The organism is Actinokineospora spheciospongiae (assembly GCF_003182415.1).
Lineage (GTDB): Bacteria > Actinomycetota > Actinomycetes > Mycobacteriales > Pseudonocardiaceae > Actinokineospora > Actinokineospora spheciospongiae.
In genome coordinates this window covers 863,991-888,622 of the sequence record NZ_QHCP01000001.1, presented here as the reverse complement: position 1 = coordinate 888,622, position 24,632 = coordinate 863,991, and the positions used below count along the sequence as shown (strand labels likewise).

24 protein-coding genes and 1 pseudogene are annotated in these 24,632 nt (G+C 72.3%); 10 read left to right on the top strand and 15 right to left on the bottom strand.

The window, feature by feature from the left end; all coding sequences use genetic code 11:
• Window positions 1-13: 13 nt before the first annotated feature.
• Window positions 14-277 (bottom strand): hypothetical protein, encoded by a 264-nt coding sequence (locus DFQ13_RS03615; RefSeq protein WP_110078766.1) that lies wholly within the window; start codon window positions 275-277, stop codon window positions 14-16.
• 259 nt (window positions 278-536) lie between these two features.
• Between DFQ13_RS03615 and DFQ13_RS03610 the strand changes: the two genes are divergently transcribed.
• Entirely contained in the window at window positions 537-797 is a 261-nt protein-coding gene (locus DFQ13_RS03610) for a hypothetical protein (protein ID WP_110078765.1), read from the top strand.
• Window position 798: 1 nt separating this feature from the next.
• Here DFQ13_RS03610 and DFQ13_RS03605 read toward each other — a convergent pair whose 3' ends face one another.
• On the bottom strand, window positions 799-1,437 hold the full coding sequence (locus DFQ13_RS03605; RefSeq protein WP_110078764.1) for a TetR/AcrR family transcriptional regulator C-terminal domain-containing protein: 639 nt from the start codon (window positions 1,435-1,437) through the stop codon (window positions 799-801).
• Between the two features lie 65 nt (window positions 1,438-1,502).
• Between DFQ13_RS03605 and DFQ13_RS03600 the strand changes: the two genes are divergently transcribed.
• The 3 genes and pseudogenes from DFQ13_RS03600 to DFQ13_RS03590 form a co-directional block, all read left to right on the top strand.
• Window positions 1,503-2,453 (top strand): quinone oxidoreductase family protein, encoded by a 951-nt coding sequence (locus DFQ13_RS03600; RefSeq protein WP_110078763.1) that lies wholly within the window; start codon window positions 1,503-1,505, stop codon window positions 2,451-2,453.
• A 40-nt stretch (window positions 2,454-2,493) separates the two neighbouring features.
• Window positions 2,494-3,711 carry an FAD-dependent monooxygenase gene (locus DFQ13_RS03595; protein WP_110078762.1) on the top strand — a complete coding sequence of 406 codons (1,218 nt, stop codon included), beginning with the start codon at window positions 2,494-2,496 and terminating at the stop codon, window positions 3,709-3,711.
• Window positions 3,712-3,716: 5 nt separating this feature from the next.
• A pseudogene (locus tag DFQ13_RS03590) lies at window positions 3,717-4,667 on the top strand (FAD-dependent monooxygenase); the annotation flags it as partial.
• A gap of 282 nt (window positions 4,668-4,949) precedes the next feature.
• Here DFQ13_RS03590 and DFQ13_RS03585 read toward each other — a convergent pair.
• Window positions 4,950-5,450 carry an Lrp/AsnC family transcriptional regulator gene (locus tag DFQ13_RS03585; RefSeq protein WP_084176240.1) on the bottom strand — a complete coding sequence of 167 codons (501 nt, stop codon included), beginning with the start codon at window positions 5,448-5,450 and terminating at the stop codon, window positions 4,950-4,952.
• Between the two features lie 44 nt (window positions 5,451-5,494).
• Between DFQ13_RS03585 and DFQ13_RS03580 the strand changes: the two genes are divergently transcribed.
• Window positions 5,495-6,562 carry a Glu/Leu/Phe/Val dehydrogenase dimerization domain-containing protein gene (locus DFQ13_RS03580; RefSeq protein WP_233438244.1) on the top strand — a complete coding sequence of 356 codons (1,068 nt, stop codon included), beginning with the start codon at window positions 5,495-5,497 and terminating at the stop codon, window positions 6,560-6,562.
• Here the strand turns inward: DFQ13_RS03580 and DFQ13_RS03575 are convergent.
• Window positions 6,559-7,569, bottom strand: coding sequence for a helix-turn-helix domain-containing protein (locus DFQ13_RS03575; protein WP_084176239.1), 1,011 nt, complete (start codon window positions 7,567-7,569; stop codon window positions 6,559-6,561). The two genes, DFQ13_RS03580 and DFQ13_RS03575, sit on opposite strands and share 4 nt — an antisense overlap.
• Window positions 7,570-7,707: 138 nt before the next feature.
• Here DFQ13_RS03575 and DFQ13_RS03570 point away from each other — a divergent pair, with 138 nt between their 5' ends.
• Window positions 7,708-8,613 (top strand): MBL fold metallo-hydrolase, encoded by a 906-nt coding sequence (locus DFQ13_RS03570; protein WP_110078840.1) that lies wholly within the window; start codon window positions 7,708-7,710, stop codon window positions 8,611-8,613.
• A 55-nt stretch (window positions 8,614-8,668) separates the two neighbouring features.
• Entirely contained in the window at window positions 8,669-10,108 is a 1,440-nt protein-coding gene (locus DFQ13_RS03565; protein ID WP_110078761.1) for a carboxylesterase/lipase family protein, read from the top strand.
• Window positions 10,109-10,475: 367 nt separating this feature from the next.
• Here DFQ13_RS03565 and DFQ13_RS03560 read toward each other — a convergent pair whose 3' ends face one another.
• The 4 genes from DFQ13_RS03560 to DFQ13_RS03545 all read right to left on the bottom strand — a co-directional run bounded on the left by DFQ13_RS03560 (window position 10,476) and on the right by DFQ13_RS03545 (window position 13,012).
• Window positions 10,476-10,796 (bottom strand): hypothetical protein, encoded by a 321-nt coding sequence (locus tag DFQ13_RS03560; RefSeq protein WP_110078760.1) that lies wholly within the window; start codon window positions 10,794-10,796, stop codon window positions 10,476-10,478.
• A 569-nt stretch (window positions 10,797-11,365) separates the two neighbouring features.
• A complete protein-coding gene (locus DFQ13_RS03555; protein ID WP_146241074.1) occupies window positions 11,366-11,827 on the bottom strand; it encodes an SUKH-3 domain-containing protein in 462 nt (153 codons plus the stop codon).
• Window positions 11,808-12,095 (bottom strand): hypothetical protein, encoded by a 288-nt coding sequence (locus tag DFQ13_RS03550; RefSeq protein WP_146241072.1) that lies wholly within the window; start codon window positions 12,093-12,095, stop codon window positions 11,808-11,810. Before DFQ13_RS03550 ends, DFQ13_RS03555 begins: the two co-directional genes overlap by 20 nt.
• A 137-nt stretch (window positions 12,096-12,232) precedes the next feature.
• The gene (locus tag DFQ13_RS03545; protein ID WP_200873274.1) at window positions 12,233-13,012 is read right to left on the bottom strand and encodes a hypothetical protein; all 780 of its coding nucleotides are present in this window, start codon (window positions 13,010-13,012) and stop codon (window positions 12,233-12,235) included.
• Window positions 13,013-13,248: 236 nt separating this feature from the next.
• Between DFQ13_RS03545 and DFQ13_RS03540 the strand changes: the two genes are divergently transcribed.
• From DFQ13_RS03540 to DFQ13_RS03530, 3 genes are all read left to right on the top strand, one after another.
• Complete coding sequence (locus DFQ13_RS03540) at window positions 13,249-14,625, top strand: alkaline phosphatase PhoX (protein ID WP_110078757.1); 1,377 nt, start codon at window positions 13,249-13,251, stop codon at window positions 14,623-14,625.
• 131 nt (window positions 14,626-14,756) lie between these two features.
• On the top strand, window positions 14,757-16,220 hold the full coding sequence (locus tag DFQ13_RS03535; protein ID WP_110078756.1) for an amidase: 1,464 nt from the start codon (window positions 14,757-14,759) through the stop codon (window positions 16,218-16,220).
• Window positions 16,221-16,320: 100 nt separating this feature from the next.
• Window positions 16,321-17,073: a VanZ family protein gene (locus DFQ13_RS03530; protein ID WP_233438243.1), complete on the top strand. Its 753-nt coding sequence runs from the start codon at window positions 16,321-16,323 to the stop codon at window positions 17,071-17,073.
• Here the strand turns inward: DFQ13_RS03530 and DFQ13_RS03525 are convergent.
• From DFQ13_RS03525 to DFQ13_RS03495, 7 genes are read right to left on the bottom strand one after another with little or no spacing between them, the layout of a single operon-like run.
• Window positions 17,049-18,500 carry a dihydroorotase gene (locus tag DFQ13_RS03525; protein ID WP_110078755.1) on the bottom strand — a complete coding sequence of 484 codons (1,452 nt, stop codon included), beginning with the start codon at window positions 18,498-18,500 and terminating at the stop codon, window positions 17,049-17,051. The genes DFQ13_RS03530 and DFQ13_RS03525 overlap by 25 nt on opposite strands.
• A 13-nt stretch (window positions 18,501-18,513) precedes the next feature.
• On the bottom strand, window positions 18,514-19,947 hold the full coding sequence (locus DFQ13_RS03520) for an MmgE/PrpD family protein (protein WP_035286939.1): 1,434 nt from the start codon (window positions 19,945-19,947) through the stop codon (window positions 18,514-18,516).
• Window positions 19,944-20,804 carry a cyclase family protein gene (locus tag DFQ13_RS03515; protein ID WP_084176247.1) on the bottom strand — a complete coding sequence of 287 codons (861 nt, stop codon included), beginning with the start codon at window positions 20,802-20,804 and terminating at the stop codon, window positions 19,944-19,946. Before DFQ13_RS03515 ends, DFQ13_RS03520 begins: the two co-directional genes overlap by 4 nt.
• Window positions 20,801-22,027 carry a CaiB/BaiF CoA transferase family protein gene (locus DFQ13_RS03510; protein ID WP_110078754.1) on the bottom strand — a complete coding sequence of 409 codons (1,227 nt, stop codon included), beginning with the start codon at window positions 22,025-22,027 and terminating at the stop codon, window positions 20,801-20,803. Before DFQ13_RS03510 ends, DFQ13_RS03515 begins: the two co-directional genes overlap by 4 nt.
• Window positions 22,024-22,845: an alpha/beta fold hydrolase gene (locus DFQ13_RS03505; RefSeq protein WP_110078753.1), complete on the bottom strand. Its 822-nt coding sequence runs from the start codon at window positions 22,843-22,845 to the stop codon at window positions 22,024-22,026. Before DFQ13_RS03505 ends, DFQ13_RS03510 begins: the two co-directional genes overlap by 4 nt.
• The gene (locus tag DFQ13_RS03500) at window positions 22,842-23,822 is read right to left on the bottom strand and encodes an oligopeptide/dipeptide ABC transporter ATP-binding protein (RefSeq protein WP_110078752.1); all 981 of its coding nucleotides are present in this window, start codon (window positions 23,820-23,822) and stop codon (window positions 22,842-22,844) included. Before DFQ13_RS03500 ends, DFQ13_RS03505 begins: the two co-directional genes overlap by 4 nt.
• Entirely contained in the window at window positions 23,819-24,631 is an 813-nt protein-coding gene (locus DFQ13_RS03495; protein ID WP_110078751.1) for an ABC transporter ATP-binding protein, read from the bottom strand. Before DFQ13_RS03495 ends, DFQ13_RS03500 begins: the two co-directional genes overlap by 4 nt.
• Window position 24,632 lies beyond the last annotated feature (1 nt).

Genomic DNA, 24,632 nt, shown 5'->3' with positions numbered 1-24,632 from the left:
CTCGTCGTCATGGTCAGCCCACCTCGACCCAGCAGGGGTCGAAGTCGATCAAACGGTTCGATCGGACCAGGTCGCCCAAGCTGCCGCCCACGCTGAAGTTCAGCTTGAGCAGGATGTGGCCGCACACGCACGGCTCGTCGTCCCAACCGTTCTCGGGGGTGGTCGATGGCCAGTCGTAGGCCTCGACGGTCCCGGTCGTGCGGACGTGCTCCGCCCGCACCTGCGCGCACTGGCTGCCGCTGGTGACCGAGCCCGACGCCGCCGGGTTCTCGTGCACCGCATGGCCAAGATCTAGGCATGGACACCCGTTTCCAACGGATGCCCCACTCGTGGGGGTTCAAGTCCCCCCCTCGGACACACGCGCTATCTACACCGGGGCAGGCCGTCACATCGATGGCCTGCTCTTCTGGTTGGTAGACCACGTGCAGGTCGAGGTTCCGGTACAGCCTGTTGAGCGCTGGCGGCTTGCGTCCGTCCAGCATGCGGGCCACATCCCCGAATGAGTCGATCATGGCGTAGATCTCGGCGGGGTCGAGTTGGTCGCCTTCACGGTGGTTGTCGATCTCGGCTTGCGCGGTCACGCGTTCGGCTTGGGCCTGGTTGATCGGCTCGACCAAGGCGGCGGGGTCCACGCCTGCGGCGATGGCGTCTTGGAGCTTGTGCAGGCGACGTTCTGCGTCTGCCCTGCGGGCCTTGGCGTTGGCGATGTTCGGGGCGATGGCGACCCCGGCTCCGATGTCGTCTGGGGCGATCAGGGTTTCCTGTTTGGTCCAATGGCCGAATACGGGTGCGGGTGAGTCACGCGTCCGGCCGGGCGGCGATTCCGTCGAGGACCTTGCCGAGGTGCCGTTCGAACCGCTGGTCGCCGTCGTCGCGGAGGTGCCCGGCCTCCTTGACCAGTGACGCGCCTCCGCCCAGCCAGGCGTCGCGCAGTGTCGTGGAGTAGCGCGTCGGATCGGTTTCGACTGATTGGCGTCGTTCCTGTTCCTCGATGACGAAGCCGACGACGAAGGCGGTGACCACGTCGACGGCGTCGTCGGCGTCAGCGGGCTTCCAGCCGGCTGCGGTCCAGCGTTCGAACAACGGCTCCTTCATGCGGACCACGTCCGGGTCGGTGATCCGGGTGCCGCTGAAGGTGCGGGCCCCGTCGCGGTGGAGCAGGTACTCCGAGCGCAGGACGCGGGCGTAGGAGGAGAGGTCGTCGCGCCAGCAGGCGCCGGGCGGTACCGCTGCGAGGGCGCCGGTCACGCGGCGCATGACCTCGGTGGCCATCTCGTCGAGCAGCTCCTGCTTGTTGCGCACGTGCCAGTACAGGGCGGAAGCGCGGACGTCCAGCCGGGAGGCGAGCGCGCGGACGGTGAGGCCGTCCATGCCCGTGTCGTTGAGGAGTTCGAGCGCCGCCGTGACGATCCGCTCCCGGGTGATGCCCTTGGTCATGGTTGACACCTTAACGGTGTTCAGGAACACTGGCCACACCGTTGAACTTAGTTAAGGAGAGCTCGATGCGCGCCGTAGTCGTCACCGCTCCCGATGTGCCACCCGCCTGCGCCGACTTCCCCGAGCCGACGGTCCCGCCCGGTCACGAGCCACTGCACCTCGTCGGAGCCGGCCTGCACAACATCGTCCGCGGAGTGGTCACCGGCCGGCACTACAGCCGCGGCCAGATGACGTATCCGCTGGTGCCGGGCATCGACGCGGTCGCACGCACCGGTGATGGGCGCCTGGTCTACACCGGATACGCGCGTCCGCCCTTCGGGACGATGGCCGAGCGGCTGTTCGCCCCGTTCCAGGTGGAGGTTCCGGCGGGAGCGGATCTGCTCGCGATCGCCGCGGGCATGAACCCCGGCCTGTCGGGCTGGATGGTGCTCGCCGCGCGGCGCAAGGAGGTGGGGGCCTTGGGCACCGTGCTGGTGCTGGGCGCGACCGGGATGTCGGGCAGCCTGGCGGTGCAGGGCGCGCTGGCCCTCGGGGCGGAGCGGGTCATCGCCGCCGGGCGTGATCCGGTGGCGCTGGAGCGGCTGCGCGGTGCCGGGGCGACGACGGTGTCGCTGGCCCAGGACGGGCCCGACGGCCTGGAGAAGGCCCTGGCCGCCGCTGTTGCCGAGGCGCAGCCCGGTCTCGTGCTGGACTACCTGTGGGGGCCTGTCGCCGAGGCTGCGTTCGCCGTGTTGGGGCGGGGCAGCGAAGCGGACACGGCCTACGCGCAGATCGGCTCGCTCGCGGGTCCGGAGGCGTCGCTGCCCGCGGACCTGCTGCGCGGTCGGCGCATCCGGATCACCGGGAGCGGCATCGGATCGGTGTCCCCGGAGGAGATGCTCGCCGAGGCGCCCGAGGTCATGGCCCGCTTCGCCGACGGGTCGATGCAGGTGCCCCACACCGCGTTCCCGCTGAGCCGGGTCGGTGAGGCGTGGGCGCACACCGGGCGCAGCCGGGCCGTCGTCGTGCCGGATTGAGTTGTCCACCGACCGATCGTTGTCACAGAGGGGAAGAGCCATGCGGAAGAGGGCACTGGTGGTGGGGCTCGGGATCGCGGGGATGTCCGCGGCCATCGGGCTGCGCCGGGCGGGGTGGACGCCGGTGATCGTCGAACGAGCAGCCGAGCGTCGGACGGGGGGCTACTTCATCTTCATGTTCCCGGAGGGTGTGCAGGCCGTGGCCGACCTGGGGATCGCCGACCGCCTGCACACCCGCAACCCGGAATGGCGACCGGGCGGGAACTCGTGGTCGGTGGATCGCCGGGGCAGGCGGAAGCCGGTTCTGGGCTTGCTGGACGCGCCCAGCGGGCTGGCAGCGGTGCTGCGCGGCGACATCGAGGCCGCGCTGTGGCAGGGCATCACCGGCGACGGGACCGAGGACGCGGTCGAGGTACGGTTCGCGACCACTCCGGTCGAGATCACCGAAGGTGCGGGCGGGGTAGAGGTCCTGCTCGAGGACGCCTGCACCGGGAAGCAGTACCGCGAGGACTTCGATCTTGTGGTCGGTGCGGACGGGATGCGCTCGAGCGTGCGCCGGATGGTGTTCGGTCCGGACGAGGACTATCTGGCGAACTGGAAGGCGATGATCTGCGCGTTCCAGATGGAGGAGCAGGTGCCCTCCTACGAGGCGAGCGACAGCATCATCGTCTCACGCCCGAAGCGTGCGATGTGGGTGTTCGGACTCGCCGACCACGCGCCCTGCGCATGGCTGACCTACCGCACCGAGGACATCCCGGACCGGTTCGCCAGGCCGTCGATCGAGCAGGTGCGCGCGGCCTTCTCCGGGATGGACGACGACCCCGTGGTGCGCCACGTCCTGGACTCCCTGGAAAAGGCCCCTGACCACGTGTTCGACTCGATCCACCAGGTGAAGATGCCCCGGTGGAGCAAGGGCCGGGTCGTGCTGGTGGGGGACGCGGCCTGGTGCACGAACACCTACTCGGCCATGGGCTCCTCGTCCTCGCTGCGCGGCGGCGCCGCACTGGGCGTGGCCCTGCGGGAGCACCCCGGCGACCTCGCCGCCGCTCTGGACGCCTGGGAGACCGGCCTGCGTCCCTACATCACCCGCCAGCGGCGCTCCGCACGGGTCAAGCAACAGCGGTTCGTCCCGTCCAGCCGTCCGGCCGAGGTGATGGTTTCGGGCGTTCTCGACCTGGTCCGCAGGGTCGTCCACCGCAGGCTGGCAGCGGAGTTCACCGCAGCAACGGCTGCTGCCCCGTCCGGCACGGCGCGGTGACGGCCATGCGGAAGAGGGCGCTGGTGGTGGGGCTCGGAATCGCGGGGATGTCCGCGGCGATCGGGCTGCGCAGGGCCGGTTGGACGCCGGTGATCGTCGAACGGGCGCCCGAGCGGCGTACCGGAGGCTACTTCGTCGGGCTGTTCCCGGAGGGCCTGCAGGCCGCGGTCGACCTGGGCATCGCCGACCACCTGCACACCCGCAACCCGGAACGGCGACCGGGCGGGAACTCGTGGTCGGTGGACCGCCGGGGCAGGCGCAGGCCGGCTCTGGGATTCCTGGATCAGCCCGGGGAGCCGGCAGCGGTGCTGCGCGGCGACATCGAGGCCGCGCTGTGGCAGAGCGTCACCGGCGTCGAGGTGCGGCTCGGGACCACTCCGGTCGCGATCACCGAGGGACCTGCCGAAGTACAGGTCCTGCTCGAGGATGCCGGTACCGGTGCGCGGTACCGCGAGGGCTTCGACATGATCGTCGGCGCGGATGGGATGCGCTCGAGCGTTCGCCGGATGGTGTTCGGTCCGGACGAGGACCACCTGACCACGTGGAACGCGATGATCTGCGCCTTCCAGCTAGAGGAGCAGGTGCCCTCCTACGAGGCGAGCGACAGCATCACCATTGCGCGCGCGAAGCGGGCGGTGTGGGTGTTCGGGTTCGCCGACCACGCGCCCACCGCGCTGCTGACGTACCGGACGACAGACATCCAGGAGCAGTTCGGCGGGTCGCGGGTCCAGCGGCTGCGCTCGGTCTTCTCCGGAATGGACGATCCCGTGGTGCGGCACGTCTTGGACTCCCTGGAGAAGGCCCCTGACCACCTGTTCGACTCGGTGCACCAGGTGAAGATGCCCCGGTGGAGCAAGGGTCGGGTCGTGCTGGTGGGAGACGCGGCGTGGTGCGTGAACCTCTACTCGGGCATGGGTGCCACGTCCTCGCTTCGCGGCGGCGCCGCACTGAGCGCGGCCTTGCTGGAGCACCCCGACGACCTCGCCGCCGCTCTGGGGGCCTGGGAGGCCGGGCTGCGTCCGTTCATCACCAAGCACCAGCGCACCGCGCGGCTCAAGCAGCAGATGTTCGTCCCGTCCAGCCGTCGGGCCGAGGCACTGCGTTCGGTCCTCCTCGGTCTGGTCCGCAGGGTTCGCGGCCGTCGGCAGGCGACGGAGGCGGGCGGTCAGCGAGCCTGGACTCTGTCGGGCCCAGTCGTACACCCTCGGCCCATGCCGACGCGACGGATTGGGGCCCGCCTACCGCGCGGAAGGTGTCAGGTCTTCCAGGGCGCGCTTCTGGCCGTGGGAGAAGATCACCGAGCTGCGGAACTGCACGACCTCCTTGCGGCTGCTGAGTTTGTCGACGAGGAAGCTGTGCAGGTGGGTCACGTCACCGACGCTCACGTGCAGCAGGAAGTCGTCGCCGCCCGCGAGGACGAACACGGCCATGACCTCGGGCATGGCCAACGCCTCGTCGTGGAACCTGCTGATCAGGGCCCGGGTCAGCGGGCGGATCTGGGCGAAGATCATCGCCTGCACCGGCCTGCCCAGTGACGCGAGGTCGACGTCGGCGTGGAAACCGGTGATCAGGCCGCGTGAACGCAACCGGCGAATCCGTTCGGAACAGGTGGAGGCCGCCACGCCCACCATCTCCGCCAGCTCACGCATGGGGATGCGCGCGTCCTGCTGCAGGGCACGCACCAGCTCCCGGTCGACCCGATCGAGGTTCGGATTTTCAGTCACTTTTCGAACATACATCAGCATCGGGCGTTCGGTTTCGAGCTATCATGGAAACTGGCGGCATGAGTCGAACAGATCTCGCATCCACCCTCGACCGCGCGGGTGTCGAGCACGAGGAACTGCACGTGGTCCGTGGGGCCCGTAGCAACATCCCGATCGTCGTGGCGGTGCACTCCACGACACGCGGTCCGGCGATCGGGGGGTGCCGGATCAAGGCTTACCGATCCGTTGGCGACGGCGTGGCCGACGCGTTGCGGCTCTCCCGCGCGATGACGCTCAAATGCGGGCTCGCCGAGCTGCCGCACGGCGGCGGCAAGACTGTCGTGGTCCTCGGTGACCCACCGCTGACGCCGCCGGTGCGGGAGAACCTCGTGCTCGACATCGCCGAGACGATCGGCGGGCTGGGCGGGCGCTATCGCACCGGGCCCGACATCGGTACCACCCCACAGGACATGGCGGTGATCCACCGCCTCACCCCGGGGTGGGCGTTCTGCCGTCCCGAAGCGCTCGGCGGCAGCGGCAACTCGAGCGCGGCCACCGCCCGCGGGGTCCGCGCCGCCCTCGACGCCGCGGTGGCGCGGGTCCACGGCGCCCGCGCCGTGACCGGCCTGCGGATCGGCGTCATCGGCTACGGCAGCGTCGGACGTCTCCTGGGCCGGTCGCTGGCCGCCGACGGCGCCGACGTGGTCGTCGCCGACCGGGACGACCGCCTCCGCGCGCAGGTGGAGGCCGACGGTCTCACCTGGACCGCGTCAGACCTGCTGCGGCAGGACGTCGACATCCTCGTGCCCGCTGCCACCGGCGGACTGCTCAGCCCCGAGACCGTCGCAGGCTGCACGATCCCGTTGATCGTCGGCCCGGCCAACAACCAGCTCACCGGCGACGAGGTCGCCACCCTCCTGCACGAGCGCGCAATCACGTGGATACCGGACACGGTCGCGAGCGCAGGCGGCATCATCCACGCCGTCTGCCGCGAAGAACTGGCCTGCGACGAACCGGAAACCGACGCCCGCATCGACGCCATCGGCGCCAGGGTCGACCGGCTCCTGGCCCACGCCCGGACCCACGGAACCACCCCGCTGCAGGCCGCACACGCACTCGCCACTCGCCACCCGCAGGCAACGGCCTAAGAGCGGCTTCCCCTGCTGGCCCGAGGCAACGGGCGTTGCCCAGCACCGGCCTCGAGGCGGTGGGACACCACGAAATCGTCCTGCCCGCACGGCGACGACAGCCGGGCTGCGAAGTGGTCACCGTGCGGCGGTGGAGCGGTCCGGCCGGGCCGGTCCCCCGCACTCGCCTGCCGCAGCAGAGCCATGGCCGCCTCCGACGGTGACCCGGCGGGCGTCGTGCACACCACGACGGACTGCCCCGGCGAACGCGCGAGGACGAGGGTCTGCTGGGTGACGGTCACCGTGCCGACGACCGGGTGGCGCAGCTCGTAGGTGGCGGCGTCGCACGGCGTCACACGGTGGTCACCCCACAACGCCACGAACTCCGGGCTCTTCATCGTCAGCTCGCCGATCAACTCGGCGAGCAGCCGGTCTTCCGGGTGACGGCCGACGGCGATCCTCAGGTTGCCCACGACCGCGCGCACCTTGCGCCGCCAGTCCCCGTAGAGCTCCCGGCAGTGCGGGTCCAGGAACAGCATCCGACTCATGTTCGGTCGGCGCGCGGGGTCCTCCGGGCTCAGCGGGTCGACGTGCCCGGCGAGCAGGGCGTGGCCGAGCGGGTTCCACGCCAGCACATCCGTGCGCCTGCCGAGGACGAGCGCCGGGACGCCGTCGAGGGAGCGCAGCAGGTCCCGCGTCTCGTCGGCGAGCTTCTCGGGGCGGGGCCTCCGCGCCCGCGGTACCCGACGGGAGGCCCCGGCGAGGCGTTCCAGGTGGTCCCGCTCGTGGTCGTCGAGCAGCAGGGCGCCCGCGATCGCCTCGAGCACCTCCGCCGACGCGCCACGGGACAGGCCCTGTTCGAGCCGGGTGTAGTAGGACACGCTGACCCCCGCCAGCCGCGCCAACTCCTCCCGGCGCAGCCCCGCCACCCGCCTGCGCGGCCCGAGGTCGCGGAGGCCCACGTCTTCCGGGCGCAGCCTGGCCCGCCGTGCCTGCAGGAAGTCGCCGAGCGGGCTTGGTCCGTCCACCACTCCACTATCCACGCCTGCGGCACCGCCCAGCCACACCCTGCCGGGGGTAGGACAAGGCGGGGCTGGTCGGCGCGCGCGGACGCGATCAGGCTCGACCTGGTCAGGGCAGTCGCCCACCACTCACGAGGAGTGATCGTGGATCAGATCAAGCTGGGGGACGTGACCGTCACCCGCGTCAAGGAGTACTGCGGCTCCGTCGAGATGGGCCCCGCGGACTTCTTCCCCGACAGCCCCGACGGCGCCTGGGACGAGCACCGGAACTGGCTCGCCCCGGACTTCCTGGACGCGGGCACCGGCGAATGCCGCTCGGCCATCCAGACCTGGCTGCTGCGCAGCGAAGGCCGCACCATCCTCGTCGACACCGGGGTCGGCAACCACAAGGACCGCCCCTACGCGCCCGTCTGGAACCGGCTGGACACGGACTACCTGGACAACCTCGCCGCCGCCGGGGTCCGGCCCGAAGACGTCGACGTCGTCATCAACACCCACCTGCACATCGACCACGTGGGCTGGAACACCCGCCTCGACGGCCGGACCTGGGCGCCGACCTTCCCGAACGCCGAGTACCTGATGACGCGGCAGGACTTCGACTTCTGGAACCCGGCCAACAACCACGAACCGGTGCTGGGTCGCGGCAACCAGAACGTCTTCGAGGACAGCGTCGCCCCGGTGCACGAGGCCGGGCTGACCCACCTGTGGGACGGCTCGTACCGGATCGACCGGAACCTCCGGCTGGACCTCGCGCCCGGCCACACCCCCGGGTCGTCCGTGCTGACCCTGGAGTCGGGCGGCGACCGCGCGCTGTTCGTCGGCGACCTGGTGCACACCCCGCTGCAGCTCGTGGAGCCGGAGACCAACTCCTGCTTCTGCGAGGACCCGGCCGAGGCCCGGGCGACCCGCCACAAGCTCCTCGGCCGCGCGGCCGAGGACAACGCGCTGGTCTTCCCCGCCCACCTCGCAGGCCGGGGCGGCGCCGAGGTCGAGCGCGACGGGTCGAAGTTCGCCATCAAGGAGTGGGCGGGCTTCTCCCGCATCGCCTGAGCCCAGTGGGGCAGGCCTCCTGCCCCGCAACAACCCGAGAGGGGAAGCGCTTCCCGTGTCCCAGCAGGCAGAACCGATCGTCGAAACCCCGGTGGGCACCGTGCGCGGTGTTCGTGACCGCTTCGGCGAGCTCTACCGCGCCGTCCCGTACGCGGCGGCACCCACAGGCGCGGGCCGGTTCGCGCCACCGGCGTCCCACCCGGGCTGGTCCGGTGTCCGGGACGCCACCGCGCCGTCGCCGACCGCACCGCAGCCTGCCCGGGACTTCGGGCGGCTCGACATGATCCCCTACTTCGGCCCGGGCTGGGTGCGCGGCGAGGAATACCTGACCGTCGACGTCCGCACGCCCGGCGCCGACAGCGGGAAGCGGCCGGTCATGGTCTTCGTGCACGGCGGCGGGTTCGTCACCGGCTCCACCCGCGCCGCGCTCTACGACGGCAGGCCGTTCGCCCGCGACGGCGTGGTGCTGGTGACGGTGAACTACCGCGTCGGCATCCCCGGCTTCCTCGACCTGGAGGGCGCCCCCGCCAACCGCGGGCTGCTCGACGTCCTCGCCGCGCTCGGCTGGGTGCAGGACACGATCGCCGCGTTCGGTGGCGATCCCCGGAACGTCACGCTGTTCGGCCAGTCCGCGGGTGCCACCATCACCGGAGCTCTGCTGGCGACGCCGGAGGCCAAGGGGCTGTTCCGGCGCGCGATCATCCAGAGCGGCAGCGGCACCGGCGCCTTCACCCCCGAGCAGGCGCACCGGGTCACCGCGGCGGCCGCCTGGGCACTGGGCGTGCCGCCCACGGCGGAGGCCTTCGCCGAGATCCCGGACGAGAGGTTCCTCGAGATCCTGCCGGATCTCGTGGGGATCGACCTGCGGACCGCGACGGCCACGGACCCGCTCGTCGAGCTGAGCCCGTTCTCCCTGGTCCTGCCCGTGCAGCCGGCCGACGCCCTGGCGGAGGGGCCTGCGGGAGAGGTCGACCTGCTCATCGGCACCAACACCGAGGAGGGCCACCTCTACCTGGTACCGCAGGGCAAGCTGGAATCCTCCACGGACGACGACGTGCTCGCCGTCGCGGCGAAGATCGACGCGGACCCCACCGCCGTCGTCGCGGCCCACCGGGCGACCCGGCCAGGGGCGACCCCGGGTGAGCTGCGCTCCGCGGTGCTGGGCGAAGGACTCTTCGGGGCAGGCACCGCGCGGATGATCGAGGCCCACGCCCGGCTGTCCGGTGGCCGCACCCACGTCTACTCGTTCGGCCACCGCTCGACGGCACTGGACGGGCGGCTGGGCGCCACCCACACGGTCGAACTGCCCTTCGTCTTCGACATCGCCGATGAACCGTGGCTGCACGGCGACACCGGTCTGCTCGGGCCCGACCCGGCGCCCGCCGGGCTCGCGGCCCGCGTGCACGGCGCCTGGGTCGCCTTCGCGACCCACGGCGACCCCGGCTGGGCCGCGTACGACCCGCGGCAGCCTCACGCGGAAGCCCTGGGTGGCTGAAAGATCCATCAGGTCCGGCGCAATTGATTGCCGAGCGCTGGGCACCGGACGGTGACGCACCCGGACCGAGCCATCCAGGGAGACACCATGTTCAGGTGGCACAAGCAGCGCCCCGAGCTGACCGACTCGCTCAGGCTGGAGGCAGATCGACGACGCGCACCCGCCCCACCACCGCTCCCCATGCGCCTGATCGCCGGTGAAGGACGGCGTCGCATGCTGTTGGCCGAACGGGTGGACCACCGTCCGGTGATCCACCCGACATCGGGGCGTGGTAGCCGGTTCGCGCGGTGAACCGCTCGTGCTGTGGGTTTCCGGTGAGCTGTGAAGAAGTGGTAGACCCTGTGCCGGGACACCGTGGCCCGGCGGGTCAGCCGCAGTGGCGGTTGGCCCACTTGGCGTGCTCGATCCAACCACCGGTGTTGACTCGCGCGCCGAAGCTGATGCAGGAGTTCGGCGCGTAGATGCGCACCGGGCCTGCGTAGTAGGCGTAGGAGTTGCTGCAGTCGGCTTGACGAGAGGCGGTGTCGATGAAGCCCGAACACAGGGTGCTGCCGCCTGTGGCGGGGATGTCGACCGAAGACTTCGACACTGCCACCGCCATCCCCGCGGCCTGCCCCCAGGAACCATCGCGGGTGCGGTTGACCAGGCAGTTCGTGCTGCCGTTCTCCGGATGGCGCTCCTCTTCCACAATGCGGACAAGATTCCACCAGCACCAGCATGGACCCACCGTCGAAGTCGCCGACCAGGTTCAGCGGGGGCACCGGCGCCTGTCCCGAGGGGGAAGACCGCGACGAACCACCACGGCCATACCGGTCAACTTCAACTCTTCCAAGGACGAGCCCCGCCGCGACTCGACCGCCACCCCGGACACCCCAACCTGTTGGCAGACAGGACTTCGAGGCACCAACCCGATGGGGCATGCGACGCCCGCACTATGACCCAGCCGACAAACAGTCAATGCTGACTGTCAACCGATACACCTCGCCCTCGACGCCACCTCCGCGGTCAGGCCTCCAGCCAGGGTGATCAATTTGCGAGGCGGCGACGGGTTCCGGGTCGGCAACTTCGACCCGGGCCCGCGGAACGGGGTGACAAGCAGGAGACGGTCGGCAGTCCGAGTTCGTGGATCAGGGCGGTCAAGATCCCGAGCAGCGGTCGGCCTGCGCGCGGTGGCCGGGAACAAGCAGGGGGAGCTGGGTTGATGATGGTCGCATGCGACAGCGAATCCCACCATCGCCGTCGAGGCCTGCGCCGAAGTCAGCCCCGCACGCGTGAATACATCTCCGCGATTGCCAAGAGAAGCACCTCCAACGCTTGGCGAGGACTGTCGCCGAGGCGGGTAAAAGCATCCAGCCCGGCGTAGACCGACCCGTCTTCAGCAATTCCGAGGTAATCCGTGCGGCAATCCACGTCGCCGATGGGGTAGACTGGAACGCCCGCCTCATCGCTGAGGAACTCGTACACGGAATCATCGTGGCAGGCCGATGTCGGATTCAGCGAAAGCGCCATCTTCCCACGATTTGCCGTTGGCAGCGGATACGGTATCTCGATGCCACCGAATTCTGCCAAAAATTGCCTGGCAGCGTTGTGCATGACAAACCCGTTCGACGCCAGGAGTTGTTCCCAGCCATCGGTCGGAACCACCCGACCGGAAAACCATCCGAACTCTCGGAGCAAAGCTTCCGCCTCGACCGACAGTTTATGTGGATCTTCTTCCATCGCCACCCCTTGCCCGGCTTGTTCCCGACTCTTCTTCGACCACCCCACGGGGGATGGCGTGCGCTTCGAGGGTATCGATCTCACCGATCACCCACAGCGCCTTCAGGGCGATCTGCCGGTGGGGGTCCCACGGGAAGTGGCGGTGCACCACGTCCCCCAACACCGGCAGAGCCGCCGGGTCCGGGATGTCCAGCATGACTTCCAGCACCTCCTCGTGCCGGACGTCGGTGGTCTCGACCTGCGATGACCGGCACGGGGTGCCGGTCATCGAGGGATCAGGCCGCTTGCCCGCTGCTGCGAGGTAGAGGCTGAATCGGTCCCAGTCCTCTGCGTCCAAGGCCGCGGTGAGGGTAGCCGCGATGCAGGGCTCCGCACCCACGGAAACCTGCCCCTCCGGGCGGGACCTCAGCTTGTTTCCGGGGTCGGTTCCAGCACGGTCCCCGGCACTGTTCGCGGTGGCGTCCCGTGCGGGGACTCCAGCGTGGGGTCCGGCCGTGTGTCGGGCCACGTTTGCGGGGCCGGGCCGAACGCGCGCCGGGCGGTGCGGACGGCCAGGGCGGCGACGGTGGCGTTGGCGCCGCCGCCGATGACCGCGCCGATGCCGAACGGGACCACCCGGCTGAGCACGATGATCCCCTGCTTGGTGCCGTACTTGGTGATGAAGTTCTTGCCCAGGACGTTGTTGATCTGGCGCAGCGTCGCCGCGGGCACCTTGCCGACGAGGTGGCGGCCCCAGTGCTTGCCGGTGCGCTCGGCGACCTGGCCGATGGTCGTGGAGCCGGACTGGCCGAGCAGGACTCCCATGACGAGCGTGCGGCGGCGTTCGATCTCGTCGAGGCGGACCCCGTGGACCTCGGCGACCGAGAGCACGAACAGGGTGCTCAGTTCCAGCGAGGAGAACGCCTCACCCGCTGAGAGCGCCAGCGCGATCCCGGTGCCGACGGCGGGCGCGGCCGCGACGCCCCCGACCGCGGCCCCCGTGCCCGCCAGGGCGCTGACGTACATCCGCTCCAGCGTGCGGATGACCTCCGCCGGTGTCGCCTCCGGGTTGCGCTGGCGGGCTCGGGCGATGTTCTTGCGCACCAGCGGTGTCTGCGCGCCGATGGCCTTGTCCAGCAGGTCCAGGACCGGTTGGCCCCGTCCGCTCGACGCCGGGACCGGCCCTTCGAGGGCGTCAGGGGTCACACCGAACTCCTTGGGTCGTCACGTTCCGCGCCCAGTCTGGCACCCGAGTGGCCGGGGCCCGCCTCCGCGCTCGAGAACCTGGGCCGCGGTGCGCGCTCGAGGTCGTGCTCACGGCGGCGACGCGCTGGGGCGGCCGGCCAGGTGAACTGCGGACCGCGTGGTGGTGCCCGCAGGTCGGGATGCGGTTAACTCGTGTTCATCGCGCGTTCATATTGGTCCTACTGTGGGGATACGCCATGACGCTGTCGCGCCGCCAGTTCATCAGCCGTGCCGGAGGCGTTGTCGTCGTCGGGTCCGTGGAGGCGTTGTTCGCCGCGCGGCCCGCGGTGGGGAACTCCGGGCCGCCTGCCGGGTACGGGCCGCTGATCCCGGACCCCGCCGGGGTCTTGGACCTGCCCCGCGGGTTCCGCTACAGCATCGTGTCCCGCGAGGGGACCACCCGGCCGGACGGTGTGGTCGTGCCGAGCCGGTTCGACGGCATGGGGGTGTTCCCCTCCCGTCGGCAGGGTTCCCGGCTGGTGCGCAACCACGAGTGCTCGCCGACCTCGCGGATCGCCGTGCAGGCGCCACCGGAGCGGACCTACGACCCGGCGGGCGCCGGTGGCACCAGCACGCTGGTGGTCGACCGGCACGGCGGGGCCGAGTCCGAGCACACCAGCCTCGGCGGGACCGCGATCAACTGCTCCGGCGGCACCACGCCGTGGCGTACCTGGCTGACCTGCGAGGAAACCGAGGACAAGGCGGGCACGAAGGGGTACACCAGGGACCACGGTTTCATCTTCGAGGTGGACCCGTACGACGACCGGCGCAACGCGGACCCGACACCGCTGACGGCGATGGGCCGGTTCCAGCACGAGGCCGTGGCGGTCGACCCGCACACCGGGATCGTCTACGAGACCGAGGACGCGTTCGTGGCACCGCTGGGCGGCTTCTACCGCTTCCTGCCGGAGCGGCCCTGCGGCGGCTGGGGGAGCCTGCGGGCGGGCGGTGAGCTGCAGGCGCTGCACGTGCCGGGCCTGCCCGACCTGTCGGTGGTGCGGGAGGCGGGGGCGGTGTTCGGCGGGGCCGAGTGGATGACCGTGCCCGATCCGTTGGCGGGGAGCGAGTCGGTCCGGTCGCAGGACTACCCGAAGCCGATGACCGGCGGTTACAAGCTCGAAGGTGCCTGGTGGGGTGAGCGGGACCGGTGCGTGTACTTCGTCTCGTCGTTCGCCCGCACCGAGCTGGGCCCGGCGGAGAACCACGACGGGCAGGTCTGGAGGTACGACCCGCGGCGGCGGACGCTGCGGCTCGAGGTGGTCTTCACCCGGCCCACGCCCGGTCCGGACAACCCCGAGTTCGACGCGCCCGACAACATCTGCATGTCACCGTACGGCGGCCTGATGATGTGCGAGGACGGCATCGGTGACGCCTACATGCTCGGCACCACGCGCGACGGTGAGGTCTTCCACTTCGCCCGCAACCGCGTGAACAACGGCACACCGGAGGAGCCCGCGTACGGCGAGCTGGCCGGGGTGGGGTTCTCCGCCGACGGGAGGACGATGTTCTTCAACATCTACGACCCCGGCACCACGTTCGCCGTCACCGGTCCGTGGAACCGCCGCAACGACTGACAACGCCCGGCCCGCTGGGGTGCGCGGGAGGCCGGCGCACCCCAGCGGGCGCGGCCGGGTGTCGAGGCCGCCCGGCGGCGCGTTCGGATCAACGGGTGGGCCAGACCCGCGCCATGCGGCAGGATCGCCCCATGGACGACTACCCCAACCACGACGCCGTGGGCCTGGCCGCCCTGGTCCGCTCCGGTCAGGTCACCCCGGCCGAACTGCTCGAAGCGGCCCGGGACCGGCTGGCGCGGGTCAACCCCCGGCTCAACGCCGTCGTGCGCGAGGTGGACCCGCCGTCGGGCGCGCCCGACGGCCCCCTCGCGGGCGTCCCGTTCCTGCTCAAGGACCTCCACCAGGACCTGGCCGGAATCCCCACCAGCGGCGGCTCGCGGTCGATGGCGGCGGTGCCCGCCGCCGAGACCAGCACCGTGGTCCAGCGCTGGCTCGACGCCGGGCTGGTCGTCTTCGGCAAGACCAACACCCCCGAGTTCGGCGCCAAGGGCATCACCGAACCGGACCTGTTCGGGCCCGCCCGCAACCCCTGGAACACCGACCACACCCCCGGCGGGTCCTCCGGCGGCGCGGCGGCGGCCGTCGCCGCGGGTGTCGTGCCGTGCGCGGGGGCCAGCGACGGCGGCGGCTCCATCCGCATCCCGGCGTCGGCCTGCGGGCTGTTCGGCCTCAAGCCCTCGCGCGGGCTGATCCCGTCCGGGCCCGCCCGCGCCGAAGGGCTCGGCGGCACGGCGACCGACGGCGTCATCTCCCGGTCGGTCCGCGACACCGCGGCCATGCTCGACGTCCTCACCGGCCCCTCCCCGCTCTCGCCCTACCTCGCCGCCTGCCCACCGGCCCCGTTCGCCGACGAGGTCGGGCGCGAACCGGGCAGGCTGCGCGTGGCGCTGTGCACCAGCAGCTCCATCAACCCCACCCCGCACCCCGAAGCCGTGGCCGCCGCCCGCGCGGCCGCTGACCTGCTCGCCGAACTCGGGCACGACGTGGTGGAACTGCCCACCCAGCCCTTCGACGACGCCGCGCTGGCCAAGGACTTCCTGACGAGCTGGTTCGTGAGCTGCGCGCACACGATGGCCGAGTGCCGGGCGGCGAGCGGGGCGGGCGAGTCGGCGTTCGAGCTCGACACCCGCACCATGGCCGCGCTGGGCCGGGCCACCAGCCCGGTCGACCTGGTGCGGGCCATCGAACGGCGCCACGAGCACACCCGGCGGCTGGCCGAGTTCCACGAGTCCCACGACCTCCTGCTGACCCCGACCACGGCGACCCCACCGCCGCGGATCGGGGCGTTCACCATCCCCGCGCCGATCCGCGCGGCGCAGCGCGCGCTGCTCACCGCCGGAGCGGCGGGCCTGCTGCGGCACACACCGATAGTGGATCGGCTGATCTCCGAGAACCTCAGTTGGGTGCCCTACACCCAGTTGGCCAACCTGACCGGCCGACCCGCGATGAGCGTGCCCCTGCACTGGACCGCCGACGGGCTGCCGATCGGCGCCCAGTTCATCGGCAGGCTCGGCGCCGACGGCACGCTCCTGCGGCTGGCCGCACAGCTCGAACGGGCCCGACCGTGGGCGGACCGCCGCCCGCCCCTGCGATGACCCGGACCGATCCCCGGGGGCTGTCTCGGGGCCCGGTGTATGGCGGGCGTATCCGAAAACCGATACGCCCCGGCAACGGGCCCGCGGGTCCAATGGGAGCGTGAACCAGACCCCACCCTCGTCAGCACCACCCCACCGCGCGCAGCGGATCGTGCTCGTCGGCCTGGCGGTCCTCGGACTGGCGGCCTTGCTGTTCGCCGTGCGGGGGCCGCTCCTGATGGCCGCGCCCGCGTGTGCGGCCGGGCGGTGGCACGGCTGCTTCGACACGGTGAACGGCGTGCTGCTCATGATGCTGGTGGGGCTGCCGTTGGCCCTCCTGGTGGCGTGGGTGCTGGCACGCCGTCGGATCGCCGCGGGGGTCGGATCGGCGTGGCCGGTGTCGTTGGCCGAGGTGGGGCTGATTTACGGGACGGTGCCGTGGGTGTGGCTGACCTTGATGCCGGGCTCCGGGGCGGGCGTCGTCCCCGGTCGGGTCAGCCTGGTGCCGTTCCGGGACCTGGTCACGATGGGGCCGCTCGGGATCGTCGGCAACCTGCTGGTCTTCGCGGCGCTGGGGTTCTTCGCCCCGGTGCGGTTCGCGGCGCTGGCGTCCGTGCCGCGGGTCCTGGCGCTCGGGGCGGGTTGCTCTGTCCTGGTCGAGACCGCGCAGTACGTGTTCCAGTTGGACCGGGTGTCCTCGGTGGACGACGTGCTGGTCAACGCGGTGGGCGCCGCGCTGGCCGCACTGGCCTCGCGCCGCTGGTGGCGCACGGCGTCGGAGGTGCCGCCCCGGCAGCGCGGAGCGCGCCGCCGGGGCTCGGACCGGGTCGAGCCCGCCCGGGTGGGGGGTCAGGCCGTGGGGCGGGGCAGGTAGGTGCCGGTGGGGTCGCCGGTGATCTTGCCGTTGTCCAGGACGTGGTGGCCGCGCAGGAAGGTGTCGGTGACCTTGGCGGTCAGCTCGAAGCCCTCGAACGGGGTGTACTCCTGGGTGGACTCCGAGTCCTCGGCGCGGACCGTCCAGCGGTGGTCCGGGTCCACCAGGGCGATGTCGGCGTCCTTGCCGACCGCGATGTCGCCCTTGGAGCGCAGGCCGTAGCGGCGGGCCGGGTTGGCCGCGAGGAGCTCGGCGACCCGGTGCGGCGCCAAGCCGCGGCGGGTCGCCTCGGTGAGCAGGCCCGGGAGCAGGTACTCGGTGCCGCCGAAGCCGGACTTGGCCACGAACACGTCGTCGCGGTCGGTGCCGAACTTGGTCTCGTCGCGGCAGCAGGCGTGGTCGCTGACCACCCAGTCGATGTCGCCCGCGGCCACGTGCTCCCACAGCGCCTCGACGTCGTCGCGGTCGCGCAGCGGGGGGTTGACCTTGCCGCCGATGCCGTGGGCGGTGCGGAAGTCGGCCAGCAGGTGGCCGATGGTGACCTCGCGGCGGAAGTTGATGTGCGGGAACGCCCCGGCCATCCGCAGTGCCGCGTCCACGGCCTTGCGGGAGGACAGGTGCAGCAGGTTGATGTTGACCAGGCCGGTCTCGTGCGCCAGGTAGGAGGCGATGGAGATGGCCAGGCCCTCCGAGTGCGCCGGGCGCGAGGCCGAGTACGCCTCCAGGCCGGTGAGCTTGCCCTCTTCCTCCACCAGGCGGGTGTAGGCGGTCATGATCTCGGCCGTCTCGCAGTGCAGCGACAGCGAGATCTCGTCGGCCAGCTCCGGGAAGCGCTCCCGGGCGGCCTGGATGCCGCGCATGACGAACTCGAAGTGCGCGTAGTCGTAGCGCTCGCCCTCGGGGATCATCAGGAACGACGACTGGTCGGCTGAGCGGCCGTGCAGGCCGTGCGCGCCGTAGAACATGAAGACCTTGAACGACGGCACGCCGTGCTCGCTGACCAGGTCGGGGATCTCCTCGATGTGCTTGCTCATCATCGGCGCCAGGTGGAAGCCGTAGTCCACGTGGGCGCGGCCCTTCGCGGCGGCCAGCACCTCCGGGAAGAAGGACGCGTACTCCCCGCCCTTGTTGAGGTAGTACTGGCCGGTGCGCATGTAGTTCAGCGCGGTGGTGACCCCGCCCTGGGCGCACGCCCGGCTCTCGGTCTCGGTGTCGGCGGCCAGCTCGTTGTAGATGCCCCAGTGCTGGTGGGCGTCCACCACACCGGGGAACGCCAGCCGCCCGCCGCCGTCCACCACCTCGGTGGCCGGGCCGAGGTCCGGGCCGATCGCGGCGACCTTGCCGTCGCGCACGCCGATGTCGGTGCGCTCGACCGCCTCGACGCCCGGCCGGACCAGGTCGACGTCGCGCAGAACCAAGTCGTACATGTCCACTCCTTCGCTACCCACGGCTGTTCCCCCGGTCGACCCGGACCAGCGCCATCAGCTCGCCCGGTCGTGCTGCCCCGCCCAGGTCCGCCACCGCCGCCTCGACGGCCGCGGCCGCCTCGGGCGCCAGCAGGCCCGCCACGTTCTCGCGGAACTTGGTCCGCAGTTGCTCCCGCGTCAGCGGGTTGTCCGGCCCGCCCCGGTTGACCAGCGCCTTCGCCGTCCACTCGCGACCGTCGGCGGTGCGCGCCCGCAGCACGCACGGGAACTGGTGCGGGAAGATCTCGGTGCACTCGGCGTCGGCCACCACCCGGGTCTTGGCCATCAGGCCGGTGCGCTCCGGTGCGGTGAGCAGATCCGGGGCGTAGTCGGCCAGCGCGGCACCGAGGCCGCCGCCGCCGAGTAGGCCGACCACCGCCGCGTACGGGCCGCTGAACTGCGCCTCGTAGGACGTCGTGGGCTGCCGCTTGCGCTCGATCGGCTCGCCGACGGTGCGCACCACCGACGCCGGGACGCCGACCTCCAGCTCCGCCACCGCCTCGGGCGTGACGCCCTGGGCCCGCAGGTCGGCGGCGGCGTCGACGATCGCGTGGGTGAAGTGGTTGGCCGGGTAGGGCTTGAAGAAGATGCCCGGCACCTCCCACCGCTCCCCCAGCCCGTCGGTGATCGCCCCCGGGTCGAAGCGGCCGTGCAGGTGCGCCTGGAAGAACCCGAACCGGCCCTCCAGCGCGGCGGGCGGGCCGGTGAACCCGTGCCCGGCCAGTTGCGCGGCCGACACCCCGGCGTGCGCGGCCCAGCCGCAGTGCAGCCGCTTGACCGTGCCGCCGGTCCGGTTGGCCTCGATGACCCCCGACGCCATGGACACCGAGATGCCCAGCGCGTGCCCGATCCCGGCCTCGTCCAAGCCGAGCAGCACCGCCGCGGCCACGGCGCTGCCCACCGCCCCGCAGATGGAGGTGGCGTGCTGGCCGTGCTCGAAGAACAGGGAGGTCTTGGCGTCGCTGTCGTAGCCCGCCATCCCCAGCCGGACGCACACCTCCAGCCCGGCGGCGACCGCGGCCAGCAGCGCCGTCCCGTCGGCGCCGGACGCCTCGGCCGCGGCCAGCGCGGCGGGCACCACCGACGCGCTCGGGTGCAGCACCGACGGCAGGTGCGTGTCGTCGTAGTCCAGCGAGTGCGCCAGGACGCCGTTGGCCAGGGCGGCCAGCGCGGCGGGCACCCGCTCGGGCAGGCCGATGACGTGCGCCTGCCCGGCCCCGCCCTGCTCGCGCACGTAGGCGAGGACCGCGGCGCTGGTGTCCAGCGGCAGCGCGCCGACGCACAGGCCCAGCACGTCGAGCACCCGGTCCCGGACGCTGTCGGCGACCTCCGGCGGCAGCGGCTGCGCGGCGGTCCGCGCGGCGAACGCGGCCAGCGCGTGCGACAGCGTCGTCTCCACGGCGGTCATCGCCCACCCCCGGCGACCACGGCCAGCGGTCGGACCGGGGAACCGGTGGCGCCGACGAGCTTGAGCGGGGCGAGCACGAACAGGAACTCGTGCGCGCCCGCGGCGGCCAGTCCCTCCAGGTCCATCGTCTCGATGATGTGCACCCCGCTCTCCACCAGCAGCACCCGGTGCGCGGGCAGCAGGGCGTGGCCCCGGCCCGGCGGCAGGCACTCGAACGCGATGGTGTCCGCCCCGACCGCGTGCGCGCCGCGGTCGGCCAGCCAGCGCGCCCCGGCCTCGCCCACGCCGGGGACGCCCGAGTCGTGGCCGATGAAGTCGCGCGGGTCCGGGGAGTCGAACCGCGCGCCCCAGCCGCTGCGGATCAGCGCCACCTCGCCCGCGCCCAGCCGGGCGCCGTGGCGCCGCTCGCAGCGCTCCAGGTCGTCCGGGGTGATCTCGTAGCCGGGGTCGCAGCAGTCGGCGCCCAGCACCGCGGGCACGTCGAACAGCACGCCCCGGCGGAACATCGGCTCGATGGTCTCCGCGCCCAGTTCCCGCATCGACCCGCCGCGCTGGGTTTCCTGCGCGTCGACCCCGCCGAGGAGCCTGCCCTCGTGCGAGACGTGCGAGAACGCGTCGATGTGCGTGCCGACGTGCGTGCCCAGGGAGATGTGGTCGGCGGCGGCGGACCCGCCGTCGGCGCGGACCGCGTCGCCGTGCCTGCGCGGCAGGGTGTGCCAGTACGGCGGGTGGTTCGGCGACTGCGGCATCCCCCGGTAGAGCGGGCGCCCGAGGTCGAACACCGCCGGGGCGCCGTCGAGCACGGCCGCCAGCCAGGTGCTGACCGCGCTGGGCCCCAGCTCGGTGCGGGGGGTCACGCGACCGCTCCGCGGGCGCGCATGGCGTCGATGTCCTCGGCCGGGTAGCCCAGTTCGCCGAGGACGGCGTCGGTGTCGGCGCCCAGGTCGCGGCCGACGTGCCGGATGCGGCCGGGGGTGCGGGACATGCCCCACATGACGTTGTGCATCAGGACGTCGCCGAGCTTGGCGTCCGGCGCGGTGGTCAGCATCGCTGTCTTCCTCACGTGTTCGTCGGCGACGATGTCGGCGGCGTCGTAGACCGGGGCGACGGCGGCGCCCGCCGCGTCGAACGCGGCCAGCACCTCGTCCCGGGTGCGCTGGGCGATCCAGCCGCCCACGTGCGCGTCGAGCAGGTCGGCGTGTTCGGCGCGCTGCCCGCCGGTGGCGAACCACGGCTCGTCGATCACCTCGGGGTGCCCGACGAGGCGCAGCACGCGCTCGGCGATGCTCTGCGCGCTGGTGGACACCGCGACCCACTTGCCGTCGGCGGTGCGGTAGGTGTTGCGGGGGGCGTTGTTGGCCGACCGGTTGCCGTGCCGGGTCTCCACCACGCCGAGCTGGTCGTAGGCGGTGGGGCCGGGGCCGACGGCGGTCAGCAGCGGGGTCAGCAGGTTCATGTCCACGACCTGACCCCGCCCGGAGCGGTCCCGCTCGTGCAGCGCCATCATGGTCGCGGCGGTGGCGGCGATGCCGCACAGCGTGTCGGCCAGGCCGAAGGCGGGCAGCGACGGAGGGGCGTCGGCCGGTCCGGTCAGGTGCGCGAAGCCGCTCATCGCCTCGGCCAGGGTGCCGAAGCCCGCGCGGCCGGAGTACGGGCCGGTCTGGCCGAATCCGGTCACCCGGACCACGACCAGCCGGGGGTTGCGCGCCAGCAGCACGTCGGGGCCCAGGCCCCAGCGCTCCAGGGTGCCCGGGCGGAAGTTCTCCACCAGCACGTCGGAGCGCTCGGCCAGGCGCAGCAGCACCTCCGCGCCGTCCGGTGTGGACAGGGAGGCGGCGACCGCGCGCTTGTTGCGGGCGATCTCCTTCCACCACAGCGGTTCGCCGTCCTTGGCCGGGCCGTGCCCGCGCATCCCGTCCCCGCGCTGGGGGTGCTCGACCTTGACGACCTCGGCCCCGTAGTCGCCGAGTAGCCGGCAGCACAGCGGGCCGGCCAGGATGGTGGAGGCGTCGATCACCCGCAGCCCGGTCAGCGGCCCGTCGCCCGCTGTGGCAGCGCTGCCGCCCGGTGTGGTGCTCATGCCGTTCTCCCCGTTCGGTCGATGGTGTCGGCGAGGGCGCCGCAGAAGGCGGCCGGGTCCTGCTCGGCGACGAAGTCGGTGGCGCCGGTCAGCGTCGTGGCGCGGGTGTGCGCCAGGGTCGCCACGGCCCGGTCGTGCATGTGCCCGATGCGGTCGGCGGTGCCCGCCAGCAGCAGGTCCACCGGCCCGGCCAGCTCGGCGGACGCGGCCAGGTCGTGCCGCCAGACGGCCCGGTAGGAGGCGGCGAAGTCCGGTCCGGCGGCCAGGTAGTCGGCGACCAGCTCGGTGATCAGCTCAGGGCTCGCGTCCGGGTACTCGCCGCGCACCCGAGCCCAGATCCAGGCCAGGTGAGCGCCGTCGTGGTCCGGTGCGTACGGCGGGGCGAACCCGGCGAGCCGGTCGGCCTTCTCCGCCCCGGTGTAGACCGGCACGCCGTGCAGCACGATCCCCGCCGCCCGGCCCGGCTGCTCCGCCGCGGCGGCAAGGGCGAACACCGCGCCGGTGGCCCGGCCGAACAGCCAGGGCCGCTCGACGCCGAACGCGTCGGCGACCAGCCAGGCCACCGCGCCGTAGTCGGCGGCCGACCACTGCTCGCCGGGGCCGTCGGAGCCCCCGTAGCCGGGGGTGTCGACGGCCACCGGGGCGCAGAACGCGGCCAGCCCGGCCAGTGCCCGCCGGTAGCGGCGGCTCGACAGCGGGCTCTGGTGCAGCAGCACCAGCAGCGGTCGACCGTCGCGCAGTTGCCCCGCGACCGGTGCGCCGGGCGCGTGCCGGTAGTGGACCTGGCCCCACGGCGCGTCCAGGTACCCGGCGCTCACCCGGGCTCCCCGGTCGGCAGCAGCTCGTCGCTGCGCTCGGCGCGCAGGCAGGTCACCGCGTGCCGGTCGGCGACCAGCCGCACCGCGATCGGCCCGGACGAGCACTCCGGGACCTCGATCGGACAACGCCCGCTCAGGACGCACACCCGCGGTTCCCTGGTGGGGTTGGGGATCTCGCCGCGCAGCGGGACGTGCTCCTGGCGCTCGCCGACGACCGCGCTCAGCGTCGCCGAGAGCAGCGCCTTGGTGTACGGGTGCCGGGGATTGCCCAGGACCTCCGCGGTGGGGCCCTGCTCGACGATCTGGCCCAGGTACATCACCGCGACCCGGTCGCTGATCGTGCCCACGGTGGCCAGGTCGTGCGAGATGAACAGGTAGGACATGCCCTCCTCGCGTTGCAGGTCGCGCAGCAGGTCCAGCACCCGGGCCCGGACCGAGACGTCCAGCGAGGACGTCGGCTCGTCCAGCACGACCAACCGAGGCCCGGTGATGATCGCCCTGGCGATGCCGATCCGCTGCTGCTGCCCGCCGCTGAGGTGCCGGGGCAGCCGGTCGGCGTGCTCGGCGGTCAGCCCGACCCGCTCCAGCATCGCCACCACCCGCTCGCGGCGCTGCGCCCGGCTCAGCCCGGGCTGGTGGATGACCAGCGGTTCGGCGACGATGTCGCCGACCTTGATCCGCGGGTTCAGCGACTCGTAGGGCTCCTGGAACACCACTTGCAGCCGCGCCCTGGTGGCCCGCATGTCCGCCTTGCTGAGCGCGGACAGGGCGGTGCCGTCGAAGCGGGCCTCACCGCCGGTCGGGGTGATCAGGCCCAGCGCGATGCGGCCCAGGGTCGACTTGCCCGACCCGCTCTCGCCGATCACCGCCACCGTCTCGCCCTGCTCTACGGCGAGGGAGACGCCGTTGACCGCGAAGACCTCCTTGCCGCCCCGGCGGAACACGTGCCGGACGTCGGACAGCTCCAGAACGCTCATCGGGTCACCTCCACCCTGGCCGACGCCGACCACGGCGCCGGTGGCACCGCCGCCAGCAGCTTGCGCGTGTAGGGGTGCTGGGGATCGGTGAAGACGTCGGCCACCGCCCCCTGCTCCACCACCTCGCCGGAGCGCATCACCACGACGCGGGCGCAGTACTGCGCGACCACCCCCAGGTCGTGGGTGACCAGCAGCAGCGACCGGTCCCCGCCCGCCACCTGGGCGGCGATGAGGTCGAGGATCTGCCGCTGCACGGTCACGTCGAGCGCGGTGGTCGGCTCGTCGGCGATGACCAGCGGCGGGTCGTGCAGCATGGCCAGGGCGATGACCACCCGCTGCGCCATGCCGCCGGACAGCTCGTGGGCGTAGCCGCGCAGCACCCGCTCCGGGCTGGGCACCTGCACCGACTCCAACCGCCGCAGCGCCAGGTCGCGCACCTCCGCGCGGCCCATCCGGCGGTGCGCGCGGACCACGTTGGCGAACTGCTTCTCGATGCGCAGCACCGGGTTCAGCGCGCCGAACGGGTTCTGCGCGACGAAGCCGATGCGGTTGCCGCGCACGTGGCGCAGCCGCTTGCGGCTCGCGGTGATCAGGTCGTGGCCCTCGAACTCGGCCCGGCCGCCGACGACCCGGCCGTAGCCGGGCAGCAGGCCCAGCACCGAGCGGATGGTCACCGACTTGCCGGAGCCGGTCTCGCCGACCACGCCGACGGCGACGCCGGTGGGCACCTCGAAGCCGATGCCGTCGATCGCCCGGACCGGGCCCTTCCTGGTGCGGAACTCCGTGGTGAGTCCGGATACGGTCAGCACG

Coding starts and splice junctions, on each gene's coding strand:
- DFQ13_RS03605 (WP_110078764.1), bottom strand. CDS start 1,437: ATGACCAAGGGCATCACCCGGGAGCGGATCGTCACGGCGGCGCTCGAA.
- DFQ13_RS03600 (WP_110078763.1), top strand. CDS start 1,503: ATGCGCGCCGTAGTCGTCACCGCTCCCGATGTGCCACCCGCCTGCGCC.
- DFQ13_RS03595 (WP_110078762.1), top strand. CDS start 2,494: ATGCGGAAGAGGGCACTGGTGGTGGGGCTCGGGATCGCGGGGATGTCC.
- DFQ13_RS03585 (WP_084176240.1), bottom strand. CDS start 5,450: ATGTATGTTCGAAAAGTGACTGAAAATCCGAACCTCGATCGGGTCGAC.
- DFQ13_RS03580 (WP_233438244.1), top strand. CDS start 5,495: ATGAGTCGAACAGATCTCGCATCCACCCTCGACCGCGCGGGTGTCGAG.
- DFQ13_RS03555 (WP_146241074.1), bottom strand. CDS start 11,827: ATGGAAGAAGATCCACATAAACTGTCGGTCGAGGCGGAAGCTTTGCTC.
- DFQ13_RS03550 (WP_146241072.1), bottom strand. CDS start 12,095: ATGACCGGCACCCCGTGCCGGTCATCGCAGGTCGAGACCACCGACGTC.
- DFQ13_RS03540 (WP_110078757.1), top strand. CDS start 13,249: ATGACGCTGTCGCGCCGCCAGTTCATCAGCCGTGCCGGAGGCGTTGTC.
- DFQ13_RS03535 (WP_110078756.1), top strand. CDS start 14,757: ATGGACGACTACCCCAACCACGACGCCGTGGGCCTGGCCGCCCTGGTC.
- DFQ13_RS03525 (WP_110078755.1), bottom strand. CDS start 18,500: ATGTACGACTTGGTTCTGCGCGACGTCGACCTGGTCCGGCCGGGCGTC.
- DFQ13_RS03520 (WP_035286939.1), bottom strand. CDS start 19,947: ATGACCGCCGTGGAGACGACGCTGTCGCACGCGCTGGCCGCGTTCGCC.
- DFQ13_RS03510 (WP_110078754.1), bottom strand. CDS start 22,027: ATGAGCACCACACCGGGCGGCAGCGCTGCCACAGCGGGCGACGGGCCG.
- DFQ13_RS03500 (WP_110078752.1), bottom strand. CDS start 23,822: ATGAGCGTTCTGGAGCTGTCCGACGTCCGGCACGTGTTCCGCCGGGGC.